The sequence below is a fragment of the Candidatus Limnocylindrales bacterium genome (genome assembly GCA_035559535.1).
Lineage (GTDB): Bacteria > Moduliflexota > Moduliflexia > Moduliflexales > JAUQPW01 > JAUQPW01.
In genome coordinates, this window is the sequence record DATMBG010000012.1 from 82,422 (window position 1) to 101,212 (window position 18,791).

The 18,791-nt window shown below is 44.4% G+C and carries 14 protein-coding genes and 1 pseudogene; 12 read left to right on the forward strand and 3 right to left on the reverse strand.

The window, feature by feature from the left end:
* Positions 1 to 31: 31 nt before the first annotated feature.
* Positions 32 to 1,423 carry a DNA repair protein RadA gene (gene radA / locus VNM22_03335; GenBank protein ID HWP46173.1) on the reverse strand — a complete coding sequence of 464 codons (1,392 nt, stop codon included), beginning with the start codon at positions 1,421 to 1,423 and terminating at the stop codon, positions 32 to 34.
* A 72-nt stretch (positions 1,424 to 1,495) separates the two neighbouring features.
* Positions 1,496 to 1,970, reverse strand: a pseudogene (locus tag VNM22_03340) (DUF4254 domain-containing protein).
* 332 nt (positions 1,971 to 2,302) lie between these two features.
* Between VNM22_03340 and sucC the strand changes: the two are divergent.
* The 5 genes from sucC (at position 2,303) to VNM22_03365 (ending at position 7,134) form a co-directional block, all read left to right on the forward strand.
* A complete protein-coding gene (gene sucC, locus VNM22_03345; GenBank protein HWP46174.1) occupies positions 2,303 to 3,463 on the forward strand; it encodes an ADP-forming succinate--CoA ligase subunit beta in 1,161 nt (386 codons plus the stop codon).
* Between the two features lie 79 nt (positions 3,464 to 3,542).
* Complete coding sequence (sucD, locus tag VNM22_03350) at positions 3,543 to 4,424, forward strand: succinate--CoA ligase subunit alpha (protein HWP46175.1); 882 nt, start codon at positions 3,543 to 3,545, stop codon at positions 4,422 to 4,424.
* Between the two features lie 65 nt (positions 4,425 to 4,489).
* Positions 4,490 to 4,924, forward strand: coding sequence for a nucleoside-diphosphate kinase (ndk, locus tag VNM22_03355; GenBank protein ID HWP46176.1), 435 nt, complete (start codon positions 4,490 to 4,492; stop codon positions 4,922 to 4,924).
* Between the two features lie 83 nt (positions 4,925 to 5,007).
* Positions 5,008 to 5,697, forward strand: coding sequence for a phosphodiester glycosidase family protein (locus VNM22_03360; protein HWP46177.1), 690 nt, complete (start codon positions 5,008 to 5,010; stop codon positions 5,695 to 5,697).
* Positions 5,698 to 5,784: 87 nt separating this feature from the next.
* Complete coding sequence (locus VNM22_03365; protein ID HWP46178.1) at positions 5,785 to 7,134, forward strand: sigma-54 dependent transcriptional regulator; 1,350 nt, start codon at positions 5,785 to 5,787, stop codon at positions 7,132 to 7,134.
* A 134-nt stretch (positions 7,135 to 7,268) separates the two neighbouring features.
* Here VNM22_03365 and VNM22_03370 read toward each other — a convergent pair whose 3' ends face one another.
* Entirely contained in the window at positions 7,269 to 8,135 is an 867-nt protein-coding gene (locus VNM22_03370; protein ID HWP46179.1) for a lytic transglycosylase domain-containing protein, read from the reverse strand.
* A 745-nt stretch (positions 8,136 to 8,880) separates the two neighbouring features.
* Between VNM22_03370 and VNM22_03375 the strand changes: the two genes are divergently transcribed.
* Genes VNM22_03375 through VNM22_03405 form a run of 7 tightly spaced genes read left to right on the forward strand, consistent with a single transcriptional unit; the run spans position 8,881 to position 18,675 of the window.
* Positions 8,881 to 9,801: an AAA family ATPase gene (locus tag VNM22_03375; protein ID HWP46180.1), complete on the forward strand. Its 921-nt coding sequence runs from the start codon at positions 8,881 to 8,883 to the stop codon at positions 9,799 to 9,801.
* Positions 9,802 to 9,803: 2 nt separating this feature from the next.
* Positions 9,804 to 11,822 carry a methyl-accepting chemotaxis protein gene (locus VNM22_03380; protein ID HWP46181.1) on the forward strand — a complete coding sequence of 673 codons (2,019 nt, stop codon included), beginning with the start codon at positions 9,804 to 9,806 and terminating at the stop codon, positions 11,820 to 11,822.
* Positions 11,823 to 11,852: 30 nt separating this feature from the next.
* Complete coding sequence (locus tag VNM22_03385) at positions 11,853 to 12,425, forward strand: chemotaxis protein CheW (GenBank protein ID HWP46182.1); 573 nt, start codon at positions 11,853 to 11,855, stop codon at positions 12,423 to 12,425.
* Between the two features lie 17 nt (positions 12,426 to 12,442).
* Complete coding sequence (locus VNM22_03390) at positions 12,443 to 12,937, forward strand: response regulator (GenBank protein ID HWP46183.1); 495 nt, start codon at positions 12,443 to 12,445, stop codon at positions 12,935 to 12,937.
* A 57-nt stretch (positions 12,938 to 12,994) separates the two neighbouring features.
* Positions 12,995 to 14,932: a chemotaxis protein CheA gene (locus tag VNM22_03395; protein ID HWP46184.1), complete on the forward strand. Its 1,938-nt coding sequence runs from the start codon at positions 12,995 to 12,997 to the stop codon at positions 14,930 to 14,932.
* Positions 14,933 to 14,937: 5 nt separating this feature from the next.
* The gene (locus tag VNM22_03400; protein HWP46185.1) at positions 14,938 to 15,576 is read left to right on the forward strand and encodes a chemotaxis protein CheC; all 639 of its coding nucleotides are present in this window, start codon (positions 14,938 to 14,940) and stop codon (positions 15,574 to 15,576) included.
* A gap of 42 nt (positions 15,577 to 15,618) precedes the next feature.
* A complete protein-coding gene (locus VNM22_03405; GenBank protein ID HWP46186.1) occupies positions 15,619 to 18,675 on the forward strand; it encodes a PAS domain S-box protein in 3,057 nt (1,018 codons plus the stop codon).
* Positions 18,676 to 18,791 lie beyond the last annotated feature (116 nt).

Consider the following 18,791-nt stretch of genomic DNA (forward strand, 5'->3'; position numbering starts at 1 on the left):
ACCCCCATACTCCCACACTTCCACACTTCCTCTAGCCCAGCAACACCTCAAAGGCTTCCTCCACAGAAGAAACCCCTTCGGTTTCAATATTAAAGGAATCTATCAATCGATCCAGGGAGTTTCTGGGGATCACGCATCGGGTGAAGCCGAGTTTCTCAGCTTCACGGAGACGGCTCTCAATATGGGTTACTGCACGGACCTCCCCGGCCAGGCCCACTTCCCCGATGACAACGGTTTTACGATCAATGGGGATATTTTTAAAGCTCGAAGCAACGGCAGCGGTGAGTCCCAAGTCCACTGCCGGTTCATCTACTTTGACGCCTCCGGCGATATTGACGAATATATCCTGGGATTGGAGAAAGAGTCCAACCCGCTTTTCCAGGACTGCCATTAATAGAGATACCCGATTGGCGTCTACTCCTTTGGTCATACGTCTGGGTACCCCCAGATTACTGGGGGCTACCAGAGCCTGGAGCTCGATAAGAATGGGTCGGGTCCCTTCGATGGAGGAGACCACAACCGAGCCCGAAACCCGATCACTGGGCCGCTCAGAGAGAAATAATTCAGATGGATTCGAGACTTCCACGAGTCCGGAACTTTTCATTTCAAAGACTCCAATTTCGTTGGTGGAACCGAATCGGTTCTTAACGGCCCGTAAGATTCGATACGGATGATTCCGTTCGCCTTCAAAATACAGCACGGTATCTACAATATGTTCCAGAACCCTGGGACCGGCAATGGCTCCGGTTTTTGTAACGTGTCCTACAATAAAGGTTGAAAGGTTTGTTCTTTTGGATAAGTGCATCAATTGGGCGGCCACTTCCCGGACCTGACTCACGCTTCCCTGGGCAGATTGTAAGGCTGAAGTGAACATGGTTTGGATAGAGTCGATAACCAGAATATCGGGTTTTAACCTCTCAACCTGTCGAAAAATTTCCTCCAGGCAGGTTTCCGTTAAAATATAGAGGTTTCTATGGGAAATACCGAGACGATCTCCCCGGAGTTTGGTTTGTTCTGCCGATTCCTCACCTGAAACATACAGAATTTTTAAACCTCGACTGCTTAGTCCCCCAGTCGCTTGAAGAAGCAGCGTTGATTTACCTATACCGGGGTCTCCTCCGATTAAGATAACCGAACCCGGAATAATACCTCCTCCGAGTACACGATCGAACTCTTCTATTGCACAGGAAAGTCGGATACTTTCTTTAATTTTGATCTCGGTGATGGGAATCGGTTCGGACCGGTAGGAAACCTTAGTTCCGGTATTCCTTACCGGAGAAACGGACTCTACCCGTTCCTCTACCAGACTGTTCCATTCTCCACAGTCCGGGCAACGACCCATCCATTTGGGAGATTTGTAGCCACAATTTTGGCAGGCAAAATACGTATGGGATTTACTCAAGGAATGAATAAGGTAAAACATAACCCCGAAGAGGACGAAGGAGACCCACCTGTTAGCCTTAGCTTTACTTTGTGTTCTTCAAATTCTTCGTGGTTATGTTTTACGCATTTGATATTTAGGATCATTATACATTTTGAATTGGCGATAAACTTTGAGCTGTTTCTTTCCAGATAGAACATCTTGAACCAATTGATCCAGCTCAGCAATCAAATCATCTCGCTGTTGGGTCAGAATGAGTAACCTTTGTTGACACTCTTCGATATGGTTCTGGGAGACATCTGATCGATTTATCTGTTCCTCCATGTGAAACCGCTTTAATTCGATTATAGATATTTTATCCACTAAGCTTCCCAGCGTTTCAGCCATTTTCCTCTTTTTGGGTAAGTTGAATAAGATGTTCGTCGATTTTTTCTATGAGATCATTACGAAGTTGATTTAATCGATCGATTTCCCGTTTTGCACGGGCAACTTGATGATCATCGGTAGATCTGGCTTTCTCTTCTTCATGCCAGATAACGATATTGGTTCTGGCTAATTTACTGATTAATTGGCCTAAAGTTTCTTTCATAACTCCAAGTTTTTAAGAATCTCAAAGATTACGGAACCCGGGGTCTGAAATTTTACTAGAAAGTTTATCGTAGCTAAAGAGATTTGTCAAGGGAAACAGCTTTTGTCTTAAACCTTCTTCATATTATTGCTGGAACAGCCCGGATACGGTAAATTATTTTGATATAAGTATGATGACCTGGAGAACTTTGTTTATCCTGTCGGATAGATAAACCTGTTAGTTCAGGAAGTGACTTTCCGCCCGGGTACTTTTTCCTTGACAGGGGTATTCAGCTAATACTAAGGTTAAATTTATATTCTTTATAATTTCTGACTTACCTGTGAGGAGACGACATGAAGATCCACGAATATCAAGCGAAGCAAATTTTAGCAGAGTTTGGAGTGAGTGTCCCGAGGGGAGGGGTAGCCCATACACCTTCAGAGGCCAGGGCCGTTGCCGAAAAGTTAGGAACCAGTCCTATGGTCCTCAAAGCCCAGATTCACGCAGGGGGACGGGGTAAAGCCGGGGGGATCCGGCTGGCCCATTCTCCGGAAGAAGTCGAGTCTTTGGCCCGTCAGATGATAGGCCAAAAACTGGTTACGCCCCAGACCGGACCGCAAGGAAAAGAAGTGAAAAGGGTTCTCGTCGAAGAAGGGGTCTCGATTCTTCGGGAGCTTTATTTGGGAATGGTCATCGATCGATCCAGATCCCGACCTGTGGTTATGGCCAGTACCGAGGGAGGGGTTGAGATTGAGGAGGTTGCGGCAAAAGCCCCGGAGAAAATCTTGAAGGAATGGGTTGACCCGGCTGTGGGTCTGCAACCTTTTCAGGCGAGAAAGCTGGCTTATCAGCTTCAATTAACCCCTCAACAGGCAAAATCGGCTATTGATCTTATCCTTAAACTTTACAAGGTCTTTGAAGCCAAGGATTGCTCCCTGGCGGAGATCAATCCGCTGGTGATCACCCCCGATAACCGTGTTATAGCTCTGGATGCCAAGCTAAACTTTGATGATAATGCCCTATATCGCCATGAGGAGATTGTTCAGCTTCGAGATTTAGATGAGGAAGATCCTCTCGAAGTGGAGGCCAATAAATATCGGCTGAATTATATAAAACTGGATGGAACCGTTGGATGTATGGTAAATGGAGCGGGTTTAGCCATGGCAACCATGGATATTATCCAGTTAGCGGGGGCCTCTCCGGCCAATTTTTTAGATGTAGGGGGTGGAGCCAGTGCCGAGATGATCGAGAATGCCTTCCGAATTCTTATCTCGGATCCCAATGTAAAGGCTGTGCTCATTAATATTTTTGGTGGAATCTTGCGATGTGATCGACTGGCGACGGGGGTTGTAGAGGCGATGTCTAAACTCGACGTGAAAGTTCCAGTAGTTATTCGGATGGAAGGAACCAATGTCGAAGAAGGCAAACGTATTTTAAAAGAATCGGGTTTTAATTTTATCATCGCCGATGGGATGAAGGACGCTGCAGAAAAGGTGGTGGCAGTTGCAAAATAAATAAAAGACAATCCATGGTTTGTTGTTTATCATTTAATTTCCTACAACAGATCATGGGAAACAGACAACGGACCGAATCATGAGTATTCTTGTAGACGAGCATACTCGGGTAATTGTTCAGGGGATTACAGGACGGGAGGGAACTTTTCATACCCGGCAGGCGGTAGCTTATGGAACCAAAGTGGTGGCAGGTGTAACTCCCGGAAAGGGAGGAGAACAGATTGACGGTATACCTGTATACCATACCGTTGAGGAAGCAGTTGAGAAAACCGGAGCCAAGGCCTCGGTCATTTTTGTTCCACCTCCTTTTGCTGCCGATGCAATTATGGAGGCCGCCGATGCTGAATTAGACCTGGTGGTTTGTATTACAGAAGGAATTCCGGTTCTGGATATGGTGAGAGTTTGTCGCTATCTAGAGGGGAAGAAAACCCGGTTAATTGGACCTAACTGCCCGGGAATCATTTCACCTGGAAAATGTAAAATCGGCATTATGCCGGGGCATATTCATAAACCCGGTCCTATTGGTGTTATTTCCAGAAGTGGTACGCTTACGTACGAAGCGGTAGGGCAATTAACCAAAAAGAACCTGGGTCAATCAACCTGTATCGGAATTGGAGGGGATCCCATTGTCGGAACCCATTTTATTGACTGCTTAAAGCTCTTTGAAGAAGATCCAGAAACCAAAGCGGTAGTTTTAATTGGGGAAATCGGCGGAACCGCCGAAGAAGAAGCTGCTGAATACATTAAACAAAAGGTCACCAAACCTGTCATTGGCTTTATTGCGGGTCAGACTGCACCTTCTGGCCGAAGAATGGGTCATGCCGGTGCGATTATAGCCGGGGGAAAAGGAACGGCTGCCGAGAAATTTGCAGCCCTCGAGAAGGCCGGTGTAATTATCTGTAAGAGTCCTGCGGAGATAGGAGATACGGTAGCTGCAACCATTAAATACCCCGAAAGGTGAAAGGCGAAAGGGTAGAGACGGTTTTTCCTTTCGTCTTTCATCCGGGCGTTTTGGTCACACAGTTCATGGAACGAACCCTTGTTATTATTAAACCAGATGCGGTGGAAAGAGGTCTGATAGGTAAAATTATAGCCCGATTTGAAGAAAAGGGACTTAAGGTCCTGGCCATGAAAATGGTTCACCTTACGAAAGCAGAAGCCGAAGGATTCTATCAAGTTCATCGGGGACGTCCATTTTTTGAGAGTCTGACTAGGTTTATGTCTTCATCGCCCATTGTTCCCATGGTTTTAGAAGGTCCCGAGGCCATAACCAGAGTTCGGGAGTTGATGGGAGCGACGAATCCTGCAAATGCAGCCGAAGGAACCATCCGGAAGGATTTTGCCCTGGATGTGGAAAAGAACTCAGTTCATGGCTCAGATTCCCCTAATTCGGCAGCAATAGAAATTCCCTATTTTTTTAGCTCCCTGGAACTCCATTCGTACCAAAGATCAAATCCATGAAACTCCTTCCCAGGTTATTGATTATAACTTCCTTCACCCTCTTACTTTTTTTACCCCAGAGTTCCCGTTCAGTCCCCCAATCCTTGAATTGGAAAGTTCTGGCTTCAGGCCTTGAATACGGAATTATGGAGTTTCGTACAGGGTTGTATCGGACCGATATCCGGTTGAAGGTCCTGAAGGTGGATCCTTATCAGTATCCTGTTCGGATTATTCAAAGTAAAGATTATAACGAAAAAAAACTAAGTGTGAAGGAATTTTCCAGGAAGAGTGGGGCAATAGCTGCCATCAATGGAGGTTTTTTTCTCTCCAACTATGAACCTGTGGGTCTTATTATCCAGAACCATGTGGTTCTCAATCAGATGTCCAGAGCCGATTGGGGGATATTTCTGATCGAAAAGGGAGAACCAAAAATTATCCATACCAGAGAATACCAATATAATCCCCACATCTCCCAGGCGCTCCAGGTAGGACCTCGACTGGTAGTTAATGGAAGGGTTGTAAAGTTGAAAAATCAAGTTTCCCGGCGATCTGCCCTTGGAATTACTAAGGATAAAAAGCTTATTTTTGTCATATCTGATGCTTCAGTGGTTTATGCAGATGATTTAGCCAAAATTATGAGGTTATCCTTTTCAGAAGGCGGATTGGGATGCGAGTCGGCCCTTAATTTAGATGGAGGTCCTTCGAGTCAGTTTTATCTCAATTATAATGGATTTGAGGATTCGGTGGAAGGGGGTTGGGAGGTTCCAAATGCTATAGGAGTTTTTGTTCAGTAGTAGGAAATAGGGGGCAAGAAGTAAGAGACAATAAGAGGTAAATAGCAAGAAATCCTTTTCTTGCTTCCTACTTCTTGCTTCTGAATTATGGGTCAAACTAAAAAAATCCTGGTCATCAGTGACGATCCCCAGACTCTTCACCTGGCCAGTAAAGCATTACAGAAACCTGGCTGTAAAGTCATTTTCGCCGAGAAGGGTCCACTGGCTTTGGATTTAATCGAGCAGAATTTATTTGAAGCCATTATAGTCGATTTAAAAATGCCAGATGTGGACGGTTTTGAGATTTTGAAGATTGCTAAACTTCGGAGTTCGAATACCCCTCTGATTACGGTGGTAGAACCGGAGGATGTGAAGCTGGCTGTTAAAGCCATGCAAAAGGGAGCCTATGGCTACCTGATAAAGCCGATAAACTTCTATGAACTTCAGGTACTTATCAAAAGAGCCCTGGATCAACAACAAATGCTCACCGAGGTAGTCGAGCTCCGGAAACGGCTGGATAAAAAATATGCCTTTGAAAATATTGTCCGAAACTCCGAGGCTATGCAGCGGATCTGTGATACCATTGCCCGCATCAGTTTAACCAGAAGTACCATTTTAATCCAGGGTGAAAGTGGTACCGGAAAAGAATTGATAGCCCGAGCCATTCACCACAACAGTGCCCATCGCGATAAACCCTTTATTGCCTTGAATTGTGGCGCGATCCCAGAAGGAATCATTGAAAGCGAGCTTTTTGGACATGAAAGGGGTGCTTTTACGGGAGCCTGGAGCGTCCGAAAAGGTATGTTCGAACTGGCCAACGGCGGAACTCTCTTCTTAGATGAAATCGGTGAGATGAGCCTTTCGACCCAGGTTAAATTGCTTCGAGTTCTGGAACAAAAAGAATTTATGCGGGTAGGCGGTGCCAAAACGATTCGAGTCGATGTAAATATTATTGCCGCTACCAATACGAATCTGGAAGAGGCTGTGCGGCAAAAAACATTTCGGGAGGATCTCTACTACCGACTTAAAGTCATTACCCTTTATTTACCTCCGCTTAGAGAGAGAAGAGAAGATATTCCGTTGCTTGTGCAGAAATTTATTGAAGAGTTTAATCAGGAAAATAACAGGTCTGTTCGGGGTATCGAACCTAAAGCCCTTACCCTACTCCAAAATTATCATTGGCCTGGAAACGTACGGGAATTGAAAAACTGCATCGAAAGCTTGGTAGTTACTTCCCGCGGAGAATATATTCGTGTGGAAGATCTTCCTCCCTACATCTTGAAGGCCATCCATCCGGAACCTGAAATGAGTTTCAAAATCGGAACACCTTTAGATGAAATAGAAAAAGAAGTCATTCAAAAAACCCTGGCCTATGTCAACGGGAATAAGACCAGAGCCGCCAAACTCCTAAAAATCGGCTTGAGAACCCTTCATCGGAAGATTAAAAAATATCAGTAAAGGAAGCAGAAGATAAAAAAATCGGATCTTATGCCTTGCCCTGTGAAGCGGTAACCTGACCGGTAGGAGTCATCTTATGGGGTTGTCCCGTTGAAGGGTGACCTGTAAGGTCACCCAACCCTTCCCTAATTCCATCAATTCTTTAATCTTGGAATATTTGTGAAGGTCAGGACACCGTTTTTATCGACGAATCGATAAATAGGTTCTGAAAATCGAGCAAAAGTTGAGGAAAGACCCGATAAACTTAAAACCTTCTGCACATAGTTTTGAGTTTCCGTAATAGGAGGAACATTATTACCATATTGCACAACCCTTTGCTCCCCCGCATTGTAACCGGCCAGCACCAGCTTTAAATCTCCTCCAAAAAGATCCCACAGAAATCGAAGATATTTGATCCCTCCCGCAATATTTTCATGGGGATCAAAAGGATCGTTAACACCAAACCGTTTGGCCGTTTCAGGCATTAATTGCATAAGACCTTGAGCCCCTTTGGGAGAAACGGCTTTTGGGTTGTAATTGGATTCTACTTTGATGATCGCCTTCACCAGGTCTGGATTAATCTTGTATTTTTGAGCCATTTCTTCTATATGCTCTTTATAAGGTGAAGGGATAGATCTGCTCTCATCTGAACGTATAGGACCGGTAGAGGGAGGTTTCGAAAGCTGAATCATGCTTTTCTCTGAAACAGACGTCAAAACCAAAGGTTTGAAGGGATCTTTGGGTAAAATCAAGTTGGATCCCTGGTTTTTTCCTAAAGCAGATTGCGAGATGAAAATTCTTGGTGTGGTTTTCTTTTTATTACTTCGAACCTGGGAAGAGGATTTGCTATAGATCTTTACCTTGTAAGGTACATTTCGAGGAGGAGTATCTGTAAAGGTGAGCACGCCGTTTTTATCAATATACTGATAAATTTCTCCCCAAGCTTCGGTAGAGATAAGAATTAAAAAGAAAAGAATACAAAGTCCTGATCCATACTTATGGAGAGAAAAACAATTTATCATATTCCTTCTGAGCCTTGACATAAGGTTGAACAGTTGGGATAAGCCTCCAAAGCCCACTACGAGTCCCATCATATAAATGCAAACCGATCTGTGCGTCAAGAAAAAAATGCAGGAGAAAATAAGAAAAGACCTGATTATTTCTATGAGAACCGGCATCCACACGACGCTGGAAGATTAAGGAGGGTCATTCTGACCTGGAATCCTTAGAAGATGGGAAGGCCTTCGAGGTGGTGGTCAGCCAAACGGTAAAGGCCATGATCTTCTTCATATTCCCAGAGGGAGAATGGGAGAGTAGGTTGGGAATGGGTGGGGATTCTGGAAAAACAGAATTATTTGGACTCCCTTTTACCTGGTTCTTTACCCAGGCTCAGTACTTTTTTGATTTTATTTTCTATTTCTGAGAAGGTAACTGGACTGTCAATAACTTTTCAATGACAAGTTATTAGGAAAATTTAACAAGATTCTCACATAAAAGGATTCAGTTTCTCAGAGGACCGTAATTACCAGTTGGAGTCAGGAAATTTCCTTTAAAAGAACTTGACAAGGCAATAAAATATATAATATTTAACCCAATTATATGGGTTTTATTGTATTGCCTTTTCAAGGAGTTTAAAATCATCTTATGATCAGCCTATTGTCTCGCTCAGAGCTGATCTTACGGCTATACAATCCGGTTAGTGCCTATCAAACGCTCTTCTCTTATACACCCTGAAGCCAGAAACAACTGAGTGTCTAGAGAAATTATATGAAAGGTAAGGATAGAGGGGATGGATCTTTATATTTTAAGGAATTTGTTAGGCAAACTAATCAAGATGAAGAGTCGAAAAATGGAGAAACTTTAGAAAAAATGACAGATGGGGCAGAATGTATCATTTTTGCCAATCACAAAGGTGGTACCGGTAAGACTACATCTTGCCTCAGTATCGCAGGTTATCTTGCGAAGGATGGTTATAGGGTGCTCGTGGTAGACCTGGATCCTCAAGCCAATGCCACCTCTGGATTAGGCATAGAGACTACCTCTCTGCAATACTCTATCTACGATGTAATCTTAGATCAGTGTATCTGGCATGAGGAGATGCTCATCACTCAGGTTATAGTTGAAACGGGTATAGAAAACTTACATCTTGTACCCTCTGAATTAGATCTGACAGTGGCAGAAGTTGTTATGCAAGATGTTAAAGATAAAACATTCATTTTGGACCGGATTCTGGAGACCGTCAGATTAATGTATGACTACATACTTGTTGACCCACCACCGAGTTTGGGTCTTCTGACTTTAAATGGACTCTGTGCCGCTAACCAGGTAATCGTACCTTTAGATCCCAGTATCTTCTCTTTAGAAGCTTTAGATAATCTCAAAAGATCTTTTCAAGATATCAAACAAATGACGGGGCATTCCTTCGACCAAATCATCGCAATTTTGGTCCGATATGTCAAATCTACCCTATTTTCAAAGATACGCCGCCAACGTACTCCATCCCAGGAAGTGGAAATAAGGCTCCGAGAAATGTTTCATACGGTATTTATTGTCCCGGATTCTGCAGAAGTCTTCCAGGCTCAACGTGAAGGGATACCTATATCTCACTATGCACCGAAAAGTAAGGTTGGGAAGGCTTATGCAGAAATTGCTAAGAATATCAGTATCCATACCAAAAGGAGGAAGTGAACATGGATGGCATGAGAAAACCCCGAAAACCCGGCCGTTTAGTTTTTTTTCAAGGTCGACAAACCGATGGCCAACAAGGAAATGATTCTGGAGAGGTCAAAACAGGTACTTATAGAAGTACCGAGGACGAGACCGCACTAAGATCATTGTTGGATGCTCTGAGGGCTGTCAAGCAAGGTGATTTTTCCGTTCGCCTGGAAGTCGAAAAGGATGGTCTTATGGGTGAGATCGCAGAGGCCTTCAATGAAGTCATCAGCCTGAATGAAAATATGGCCAACGAGATTGTACGGGTAAGTAAGATTATCGGTGAAGAAGGAAAACTAACCGAACGGTTTTCGCTGGGAACAGCCAAAGGCTCCTGGAAGACCAGCATCGATTCCATCAATGCTCTTATTAATAATTTGGCCCAACCTACCACGGAGGTTGCCCGGGTCATTACTGCTGTTGCCGAGGGTGATCTGTCGAAAAGAATGGCACTGGCCGTTGAAGGAAGACCCTTTAAAGGTGAATTTTTGCGGATCGGTACCACCGTTAATACCATGGTGGATCAGTTAAGCACCTTTGCATCGGAGGTAACTCGGGTTGCTCGGGAGGTAGGTACGGAGGGGAAGTTAGGGGGTCAGGCTGTGGTCAAGGGGGTAGCTGGGACCTGGAAGGATTTGACGGATAATGTCAATGCCATGGCGGCCAGTCTGACAGCTCAGGTTCGGGACATCGCTCGGGTGACCACGGCGGTGGCTCAGGGTAATCTGGAACAAAAAATTACGGTAGAAGCCAAGGGAGAAATTCTCGAATTAAAGAATACCATTAATGGGATGGTCGATAATCTTAATACCATCATCGGTGGGATAAATAGTGTCATGGCCATGGTGAGTGAAGGAATTCTTACCACTACCATTGACGTTGAGGCATCGGGCGAATTTGCCTCTATGGTTAACGGGATCAATGCGACCATAGAGAGCTTACGGGGGATTGTAACCGAACTTACCGAAGCGGGAATTAATATCGGTTCAGTTTCACAAAGCATGTTAAATGCGGGGCAGGAGATGAATGAGATGGTTACTCAGTTGTCCTTATCGGTTGAACAGATTGCCAAGGGTGCTAAAGCGCAGGCTGAACAGATCTCAGGTGCATCACGTGAAAGTGAAATTGTGGGGGTGACTGCTTCTAATACCTTAACACGGGCCGAAAGTATGAATCAAATGGCCGAGATTGCCAGCAAAGCTGTTGCAGAGGGTAGTGAAGCCATGGATGAAACGATTAAGAATACCGATCTTATGTTGGAAGGTTCCCAACAGTCAGTAGCCAGCATTGAATCCCTGAGTAAGAGCAGTGAGCAAATTCAAGAGATTGTGGATGTTATTCGAGATATTGCAAGTCAAACTAACATCTTGGCCATCAATGCAGCTATCGAAGCTGTTCGTGCCGGCAAGCATGGTAAAGGTTTTGCGGTCGTTGCTGAGGAGGTAAAATCCCTTTCTGCAGATAGCAAGGCTCAAGCTAAGAAAATATCGAACTTGGTTAAGTCTATCCAGGAAGAAACAAAGGATACTGTAATTATCATCAAAACCATGGCTGAGAACGTTAATCTGGGAAAAAGCTCCATTGAACGAACATCCAAAGCATTTAAGGACATTAACCGTGCCATAGAAAGTACTTCCAAAACAGCTAAGGAGATCTCGGTAGCTGCTGCAGAGCAAAAGAAGAGTATTGATGCCGTTTCCCAGAGCCTGGATAAAATCAGTGGGATTGCAACGGATACTTCGACTGGAAGTGCACAATTAGCAGAGGCTTCTAAGAGTCTTCTTGCGAAGATGCAGGAGGTGACCTCCATTGCAACAACCCTTGCAGAGATGTCTGAAAAGTTCCAGCAGACGGTAGAGCGGTTTGATATTGCTGAAAATATCTCCAACAATTCGTCGACAAAAATGTATTTAAAGAAATCAAAGGGTAAGAAGCTTTCCCTGCACTTGGGTAATCTAGGAAGTAGTACGATCAAAGATAGAGGGAAGGGATGGTAATCTTCAGGTAGTGAGCGGTGGGTCGTAGAGGTGATCGGTCGACCATCTCTGCTGTCCACGGCTCACCTCTCCCAAATGTCAGATGAAGTTGTAAGGGATAACCTTGATGAGGAGGAAATAGAAGTTGAAACAGATCAATATCTTGTTTTTACTGTTAAAAACCAGGAGTTTGGTTTTCAAGCCATGCGGGTCCAGGAGATTTCCTCTGTAATAAATACGACCGAGATTCCCAATGCTCCTCCTTATATTGAGGGAATTATGAACCTTCGTGGACGGCTTGCTTCTGTTATTAGTTTTCGTAAGAAATTCGGTTTTGAGCCCAAGGAATATGACGAAGACACCCGCATTATCATTTTAGAGCAGGGTGGTTTTCCCATTGGAATTGTGGTCGATAGTGTGGAAGAAGTTATCAAAATTCCCGATGAGAAAGTCCAGAAACTACCTCAAACTTCCATTACCCCGATCTCGGAAGAGTATATAATAGGCGTAGGCATACTTGATAAGAGGTTAATTATCTTACTCGATGTGGATAAGGTATTGAGTAAAACCGAGATAGCTGAGGTAAGTACAGTAAGCCAGAGGGCAATGGGTGGAAAGCAGTAAGCAATAGGCGATAGGTAATGAACAATAGACGGTGGGTGGTGGATATAAGCGGTAAACAAAAGATAGAAAGCAGGAAGCGAGGGACTCTACCACCCCCATGTTTGTTTACTGCTCATCACCCCCTATTTATGGAAATGGCAAGGATATTGATTGTAGATGATGCCTCTTTCATGAGGAACTCTCTAAAATATATTGTTGAAACGGCCGGGCATACGGTAGTAGGTACGGCAAAGGACGGGAATGAAGCTCAAGAATTATACAGAAGTCTTAAGCCAGATCTGGTAACTTTGGACATTTTAATGAAAGGTGGAGATGGGCTTTCGGCCCTGAAGAATATTCGGAAAGAGGATCCAAAGGCGAAAGTTATTATGATTACTGCTTTGGGACAGGAAGAAAAACAAGAGGAAGCTCGTCAGCTAGGTGCGAGTGGATACATAAGAAAACCCTTTAACCAGACAGAAGTTATCACCGAGATTCAAAGGGTGTTGAATAAAAAAGAGGAGGAAGGATAAAGGAAATGAGATTTTTTATTCTTTTCATTCCTGGCACTCCTCCTATCAGAAGGATAAGTGTCGGACAAGGATAAGTTAAATTTTTCTATTTTTTTAGACGATTATTTAAACGATACCAAAGAAGGCTTTCAAGAGATCAACAGGGCTCTTCTGGCACTGGAGAAAGATCCTGCCCAGGTGGACCGACTGGATGAGGTTTTTAGAACCCTTCATACTCTCAAAAGTGCCTCCACAATGCTGGGATTTTCAAGCATTGCAGAGCTGGCTCATTTTTCTGAGGACTTTTTAGATCGTCTGCGCAAGCGTGAGTTACCCATCACACAAGAAGTTGTTGATGTTCTGTTTGAGATTATTGATGCCCTTGAGATGTCGGTTAGACAGCGGACTGAGGGACAAAGTGAAAAAGATCAGGCCCTTATAATCACTGCGAAAATAGAAGAATTCAAGCAGAAAATTACCCAGATCGAATTTCATGAATTATTGATACGGCAGGGGGTTCTTATCCTGGATGAATGGGGAATCATCGAATCCCTTAATCCAGAAGTCGAGCGTATGTTTGGCTACAGGTTCGATGAGATCATCGGGCAGAATGTCAAAGAGCTGATATCCCAGCCTTATAGGGAGATATATGAGACTTACTTCAATAACTACTTAAAAACAGGCAAAGCAAAAACTCTAGGGATCGGACGCGAGCTTAAGGCTTTACGGAAAGATGGTTCAACTTTTCCCATGGAACTGGCCATCAACGAGATGCAGGTAGGTGGACGGCGTTTGTTTATTGGAGTCCTAAGGGATATAACCGGGCGTAAGGGGGAGAAGATTTTCTTACCCGTTATTGAAAAAACCCGTACTATCCGGGTGAGCATGGATCTTCTGGATTCTCTTTTTGATCAGGTTGGGGAACTGATTATTACCAAGAGTCGTATTGATAATATTATTTCCGATACAGCCAATAAAGAGCTAAGGACTGCCCTGGCGGCTATGGATCGCATCATCAATGGAGTGCAAGAGAATGTATCTGCTGCCCGTATGGTCCGCGTAGATGAAATCTTTCAAAAATTTCCCAGAATGGTGCGGGATTTAGCTCGGGAGGCCCACAAAGAAGTGGAACTGGTTATGGAAGGAAGTGAAATAGAGTTGGATAAATCGGTCTTAGATGCCTTGAGTGAACCTCTAATTCATCTGATTAGAAACGCTATAAGTCATGGGATAGAGCCTATTGAGGTTCGGCAGAAACAGAAAAAAGAAAGGCGTGGCGTTGTCCGACTCGCTGCCAAAAGAGTTGAAAACCACATCTTGATTGAGGTAGAAGACGACGGGGCCGGGATTGATATTCCCTGGATGAAGGAGGTGGCAGTCCGAAAAGGGTTTGTAAAACCGGAGGAAGCTAAACTGTTGGAAGATGAAGAGGTGATAGATCTGCTCTTTAAACCAGGATTTAGTAGTGTGGAAGAGGTAACCGATGTTTCAGGACGGGGTGTAGGGTTAGATGTGGTGATGACCTCAGTCAAGGGATTAGGTGGAACGGTAGAGGTCGCAACCCAAAAAGGTAAAGGAACTCGTTTTTCTTTGAAGCTACCGTTGACTACAGCCATTATACAAACACTTATGGTAGGAGTTGGTAAACATATTTTTGCAATTCCTTCTGATATTGTTCTCGAAACCCTTGAAATTGGGCCTGAGGATGTCAAGGAGATCCAGAATGAGAAAGTCTTACTCCTGCGTAACGAGGTCATCCCTTTTGTTAAACTAAATAATTTGTTGAACATTCCTCAACAAGAGGACTCCAAAGATATGATAGCATTAATCCTTTATAGAGGGGATAAATTTATTGGATTGGGTGTAGATACGGTATTGGATCAGATAGAAAGTATTATTAAACCCTTTGATCCCATCGCGCAACAAATCAAGGGTTTCTCGGGAGGTACTATTTTGGGAGATGGACGGGTAGCACTCCTGCTAGATATCCCAGGCTTGTTGGGCAAGGAAAGGTAGTAGGTATGAAACACGTGAATCCATGTTTTTCAGAGGAGGAATTAGACTTCCTGAGAGAAATGATGAATATAGGAGCAGGTAATGCCGCTACCGCCTTTAGTGAAATACTTGGATGTTCAGTGGATGTTATTATACCCAACGTATATAAGCTTTCTATCCCGAATATGTTTTCTGTCTTCCATGATCCTTATATGCCTGTGATCTGTGCAAAAATGGAACTGCATGGGGATGTAATGGGAGACCTGTTTTTTATCGTGCAGGAAACGCAAAAGAGGGACTTAATTCGTTTGATAGAAAAAACTCTTCTGAATTCCAAAGAGTATATGGTCCATCTAGATAACTCTCTACTGGGTGAAATTGGCAATATCATTACAGGGGCTTATTTGACTGCCATTCATGACTTTTGCGGGTTAAAGATTTATCATTCTTCTCCCATTCTGGCCATGGATCTGCTTCAATGTGTTTTAGATGAATCCGTTGCCACCTTGAACCCTCAAGCCCAAGAAATTATTTTGATTGAAAATGAATTTATCATCATTGGAAAACATATTGTAACCTTTTTATTAATCTTTCCTTCGAAAGAGTCTTTTAGGGTTCTGATGGGTTCTCTTCATCAGGCAAAACTGAAATATGGTTTCAGATAGGTGTGGGGTCAGGATAAGAGTTGGCAAAGGAGCCAGAAGGATATGAGTGATTTAGTAGGAGATAGCATGGAACAATTGATTCAGGAGCGAGTCAGGAAGCTCAGGGAAAATACCGATTTTGCACTGGCTCTCTTTGAAGATCTGGTTGGATATGCCATTGTTGCAGCAGACTTTGATGGTAACGTAATTGCCTATAATGAAGGAGCCTGTCAGGTCTTCGGTTATACTACCGACGAGGTTATTGGTAAACAAAATATTGAAGTATTCTTTCCGAAGGAACTTATTGAAGAAGGCAGGTTACAAATTCTTATTGGAGATCTTCTCGGGAAGGAAAGGTTTACCTATGAGGGTGAGAGTATTCGGAAGAATGGTACGCGATTTCCTGCCCAATTTTTACTTACCCTGGCAAAGGATAAAAATGACAGGGTCATCGGTTTAATCGAAATAGTTCAGGATTTAACAGAACGTAAACGCATTGAAGAAATCGAAGCTTTACGACGCAGTGAAGAGCATTTTCGCTCGCTGATAGAAAATGCATCGGATCTTATTACGGTTCTAAATGCCCAGGGGATCATGCAATATCAGAGCCCCTCTGTGGAGCGGATACTCGGATATAAACCCGAAGAGTTAATTGGTAGAAATGGTTTTGAATTCGTTCATCCAGATGATATTCCAAAAATCCAGGCAGCCTTTATCGAGTTACTTCAAAATCCAAATGCTTCGCCGTCTATAGAGATCCGCTTTCGGCATAAAAACGGGTCCTGGCGTGTTCTTGAAACCAAAAGTAAAAATCTTGTCAATGAGCATGGGTCTTTACAGATCGTTGTAAACTCCCGGGATATTACAGAGCGCAAGCAAGCGGAGGAGGAATATGCGCAACTTCTCCTTCGGGAGCAAATAGCCCGTGCCAAAGCCGAGGAAGCCGTCGACATGGTTCGGCGGCTTCAAGCTATTACAGATACTGCACTGGCGCATTTGTCCTTGAAGGATTTACTTCCCAAGTTATTAAACCGTCTCAAAGAACTGTTAGACGCTGATACGATTGTCATTCTATTGGTTGCCGAGGATGAACAACATTTAGTAGTAAAGGCTTCCATAGGGCTCGAAGGGGAGGTAGCCGAAGGACTTCAGATTCCCATAGGTCAAGGGATAGCGGGTCGAATCGCCGTGGATCGTGAAACACTCATCGTAAATGATCTGGCGACAGAGGAAGTTGAAAGTTTAGTCTTACGAGCAAAAGGGATCCGATCGATCGTAGGGGTTCCGTTGATGGTCGAAGGCCGGGTGATTGGAGTTGTTCATGCCGGTGCCTTTCGTCCTTATCGATTTACTGACAGGGACGCCCTCCTGTTGCAACTTGTTGCCGATCGAATCGGATTGGCCATTGAACATGCCCGTCTTTATGAAGAAGAACAGGCTGCGCGTATTGAGGCGGAAGCCGCACAACAACGCCTTGCTTTCCTCGCCCATGCCAGTAGTGTACTTTCTGCTTCCCTGGATTATCAAACCCGGCTGGATACGGTAGCAGATCTCGTGGTGCCTTACCTGGCCGATTGGTGTTTTGTGGGTTTGATAGGAGAAAATGGATTGCTCCATCGCATAGCAGTGGCCCATGCGGATCCCTCCAAGGCCGACCTGGCTCGTAACTTAGAGCAGGCTATGATGCTTTCACCGGATACTCTTCACAGTATTTTTAAAGTACTACAGACTGGTCACCCGGAAATTTACCCTGAGATTTCCGATTCCTTCCTTTTAACCATGACCCACGACCCTGAGCACCTTAAACTGCTTCGACAGCTAAATCCCAGGTCTTACCTGTGTGTGCCCCTTCAAGTCCAGGGACGGCCTCTTGGTGCTATAACCTTCTTATCTGTTGAATCAGGTCGCCGTTATAACTCTGCCGATCTGGCTTTAGCCGAAGATTTTGCTAACCGGGTTGCTGCTCCCATTGAAAACGCACGGCTTTATCAAGAGGCTCAGGAAGCCGATCGACGGAAAGATGAGTTCCTGGCCATCCTGGGCCATGAACTGCGTAACCCCCTCGCTCCGGTCCGTAATGCCCTCGAGATCATGCGCCTACGTAGTGGAAATGATCCCACCCTGAAACGGGCAATGGATATTGTAGAACGGCAAATTCAACATATGACCCGGCTTGTGGATGATCTTCTGGACATCTCACGAATCATTCGTGGTAAAGTTCAATTAAAAAAGGAACCCTTAGATCTAAACACTATCATAACCCGGGCCATTGAGACCAGTCAACCCTTCATTGAGAATCGTCAGCATGGGCTATTGGTTTCCCTACCCCAAGAACCTCTTTGGGTGGAGGGAGATCCCGCTCGACTGGAGCAAATCCTTGTTAATCTGCTCAATAATGCTGCCAAATATACAGAACCCGGCGGTCGTATCTGGTTGACCTGTACTCAAGAAGGAGAAGAAGCCGTGATCCGAATACGCGATACTGGTATCGGTATTCCTCCAGAAATGCTACTCCGAATCTTCGATCTGTTTACCCAGGCAAGTCAATCTTTGGATCGTTCACAAGGCGGCCTGGGTATTGGACTTACGCTGGTAAGGAGTTTAGTACAAATGCACGGTGGAAGTGTATCGGCCTTCAGTGAAGGTTTGGGCCGGGGAAGTGAATTTGTAGTACGTCTGCCGGTATTGTCTGAAACTGGGTCTAGAACGTTGAACCCCGACTCCGTAGACCCGAAACCTAAGATTTTGGATTCTAAACGTCGTGTTCTGGTAGTCGATGACAATGTAGATGCAGCAACAACTTTAAGTGAGTTGATAAAACTGTGGGGGCATGAAGTCTATACGGCTTACGATGGTCCATCGGCTGTGGAAGCAGCACTGACCTACCTGCCGGATATCGTCTTACTGGACATTGGCTTACCTGGGATGGATGGCTATGAGGTTGCTCGACAGCTCCGCCAGGAACCTCGCCTGTCCAAAACCCTTCTTATCGCGCTGACGGGATACGGACAGGAGAAAGACCAGCAATATTCCCAAGAGGTCGGATTCGATCAACACTTTACCAAACCTGTAGATATTCCAACTCTACAACGAATATTGGGTAGTCAACGAAGAGAATAAAATCCAGGAGGTCCCTATCTTCCAGGCTCTATCGAATCCATTCATTGTAAGAGCTAAAAACTGCAAAAGTAGCGTATGATATTTTCCAGGAGAACTATAGAATTCGGAGGAGGGAA

What these genes read in the sequence shown, in the direction of transcription:
- radA (HWP46173.1), bottom strand. Translation starts at nt 1,423, where the DNA reads ATGTTTTACCTTATTCATTCCTTGAGTAAATCCCATACGTATTTTGCC.
- sucC (HWP46174.1), top strand. Translation starts at nt 2,303, where the DNA reads ATGAAGATCCACGAATATCAAGCGAAGCAAATTTTAGCAGAGTTTGGA.
- sucD (HWP46175.1), top strand. Translation starts at nt 3,543, where the DNA reads ATGAGTATTCTTGTAGACGAGCATACTCGGGTAATTGTTCAGGGGATT.
- ndk (HWP46176.1), top strand. Translation starts at nt 4,490, where the DNA reads ATGGAACGAACCCTTGTTATTATTAAACCAGATGCGGTGGAAAGAGGT.
- VNM22_03365 (HWP46178.1), top strand. Translation starts at nt 5,785, where the DNA reads ATGGGTCAAACTAAAAAAATCCTGGTCATCAGTGACGATCCCCAGACT.
- VNM22_03370 (HWP46179.1), bottom strand. Translation starts at nt 8,135, where the DNA reads ATGATAAATTGTTTTTCTCTCCATAAGTATGGATCAGGACTTTGTATT.
- VNM22_03375 (HWP46180.1), top strand. Translation starts at nt 8,881, where the DNA reads ATGAAAGGTAAGGATAGAGGGGATGGATCTTTATATTTTAAGGAATTT.
- VNM22_03380 (HWP46181.1), top strand. Translation starts at nt 9,804, where the DNA reads ATGGATGGCATGAGAAAACCCCGAAAACCCGGCCGTTTAGTTTTTTTT.
- VNM22_03390 (HWP46183.1), top strand. Translation starts at nt 12,443, where the DNA reads ATGAACAATAGACGGTGGGTGGTGGATATAAGCGGTAAACAAAAGATA.
- VNM22_03400 (HWP46185.1), top strand. Translation starts at nt 14,938, where the DNA reads ATGAAACACGTGAATCCATGTTTTTCAGAGGAGGAATTAGACTTCCTG.
- VNM22_03405 (HWP46186.1), top strand. Translation starts at nt 15,619, where the DNA reads ATGAGTGATTTAGTAGGAGATAGCATGGAACAATTGATTCAGGAGCGA.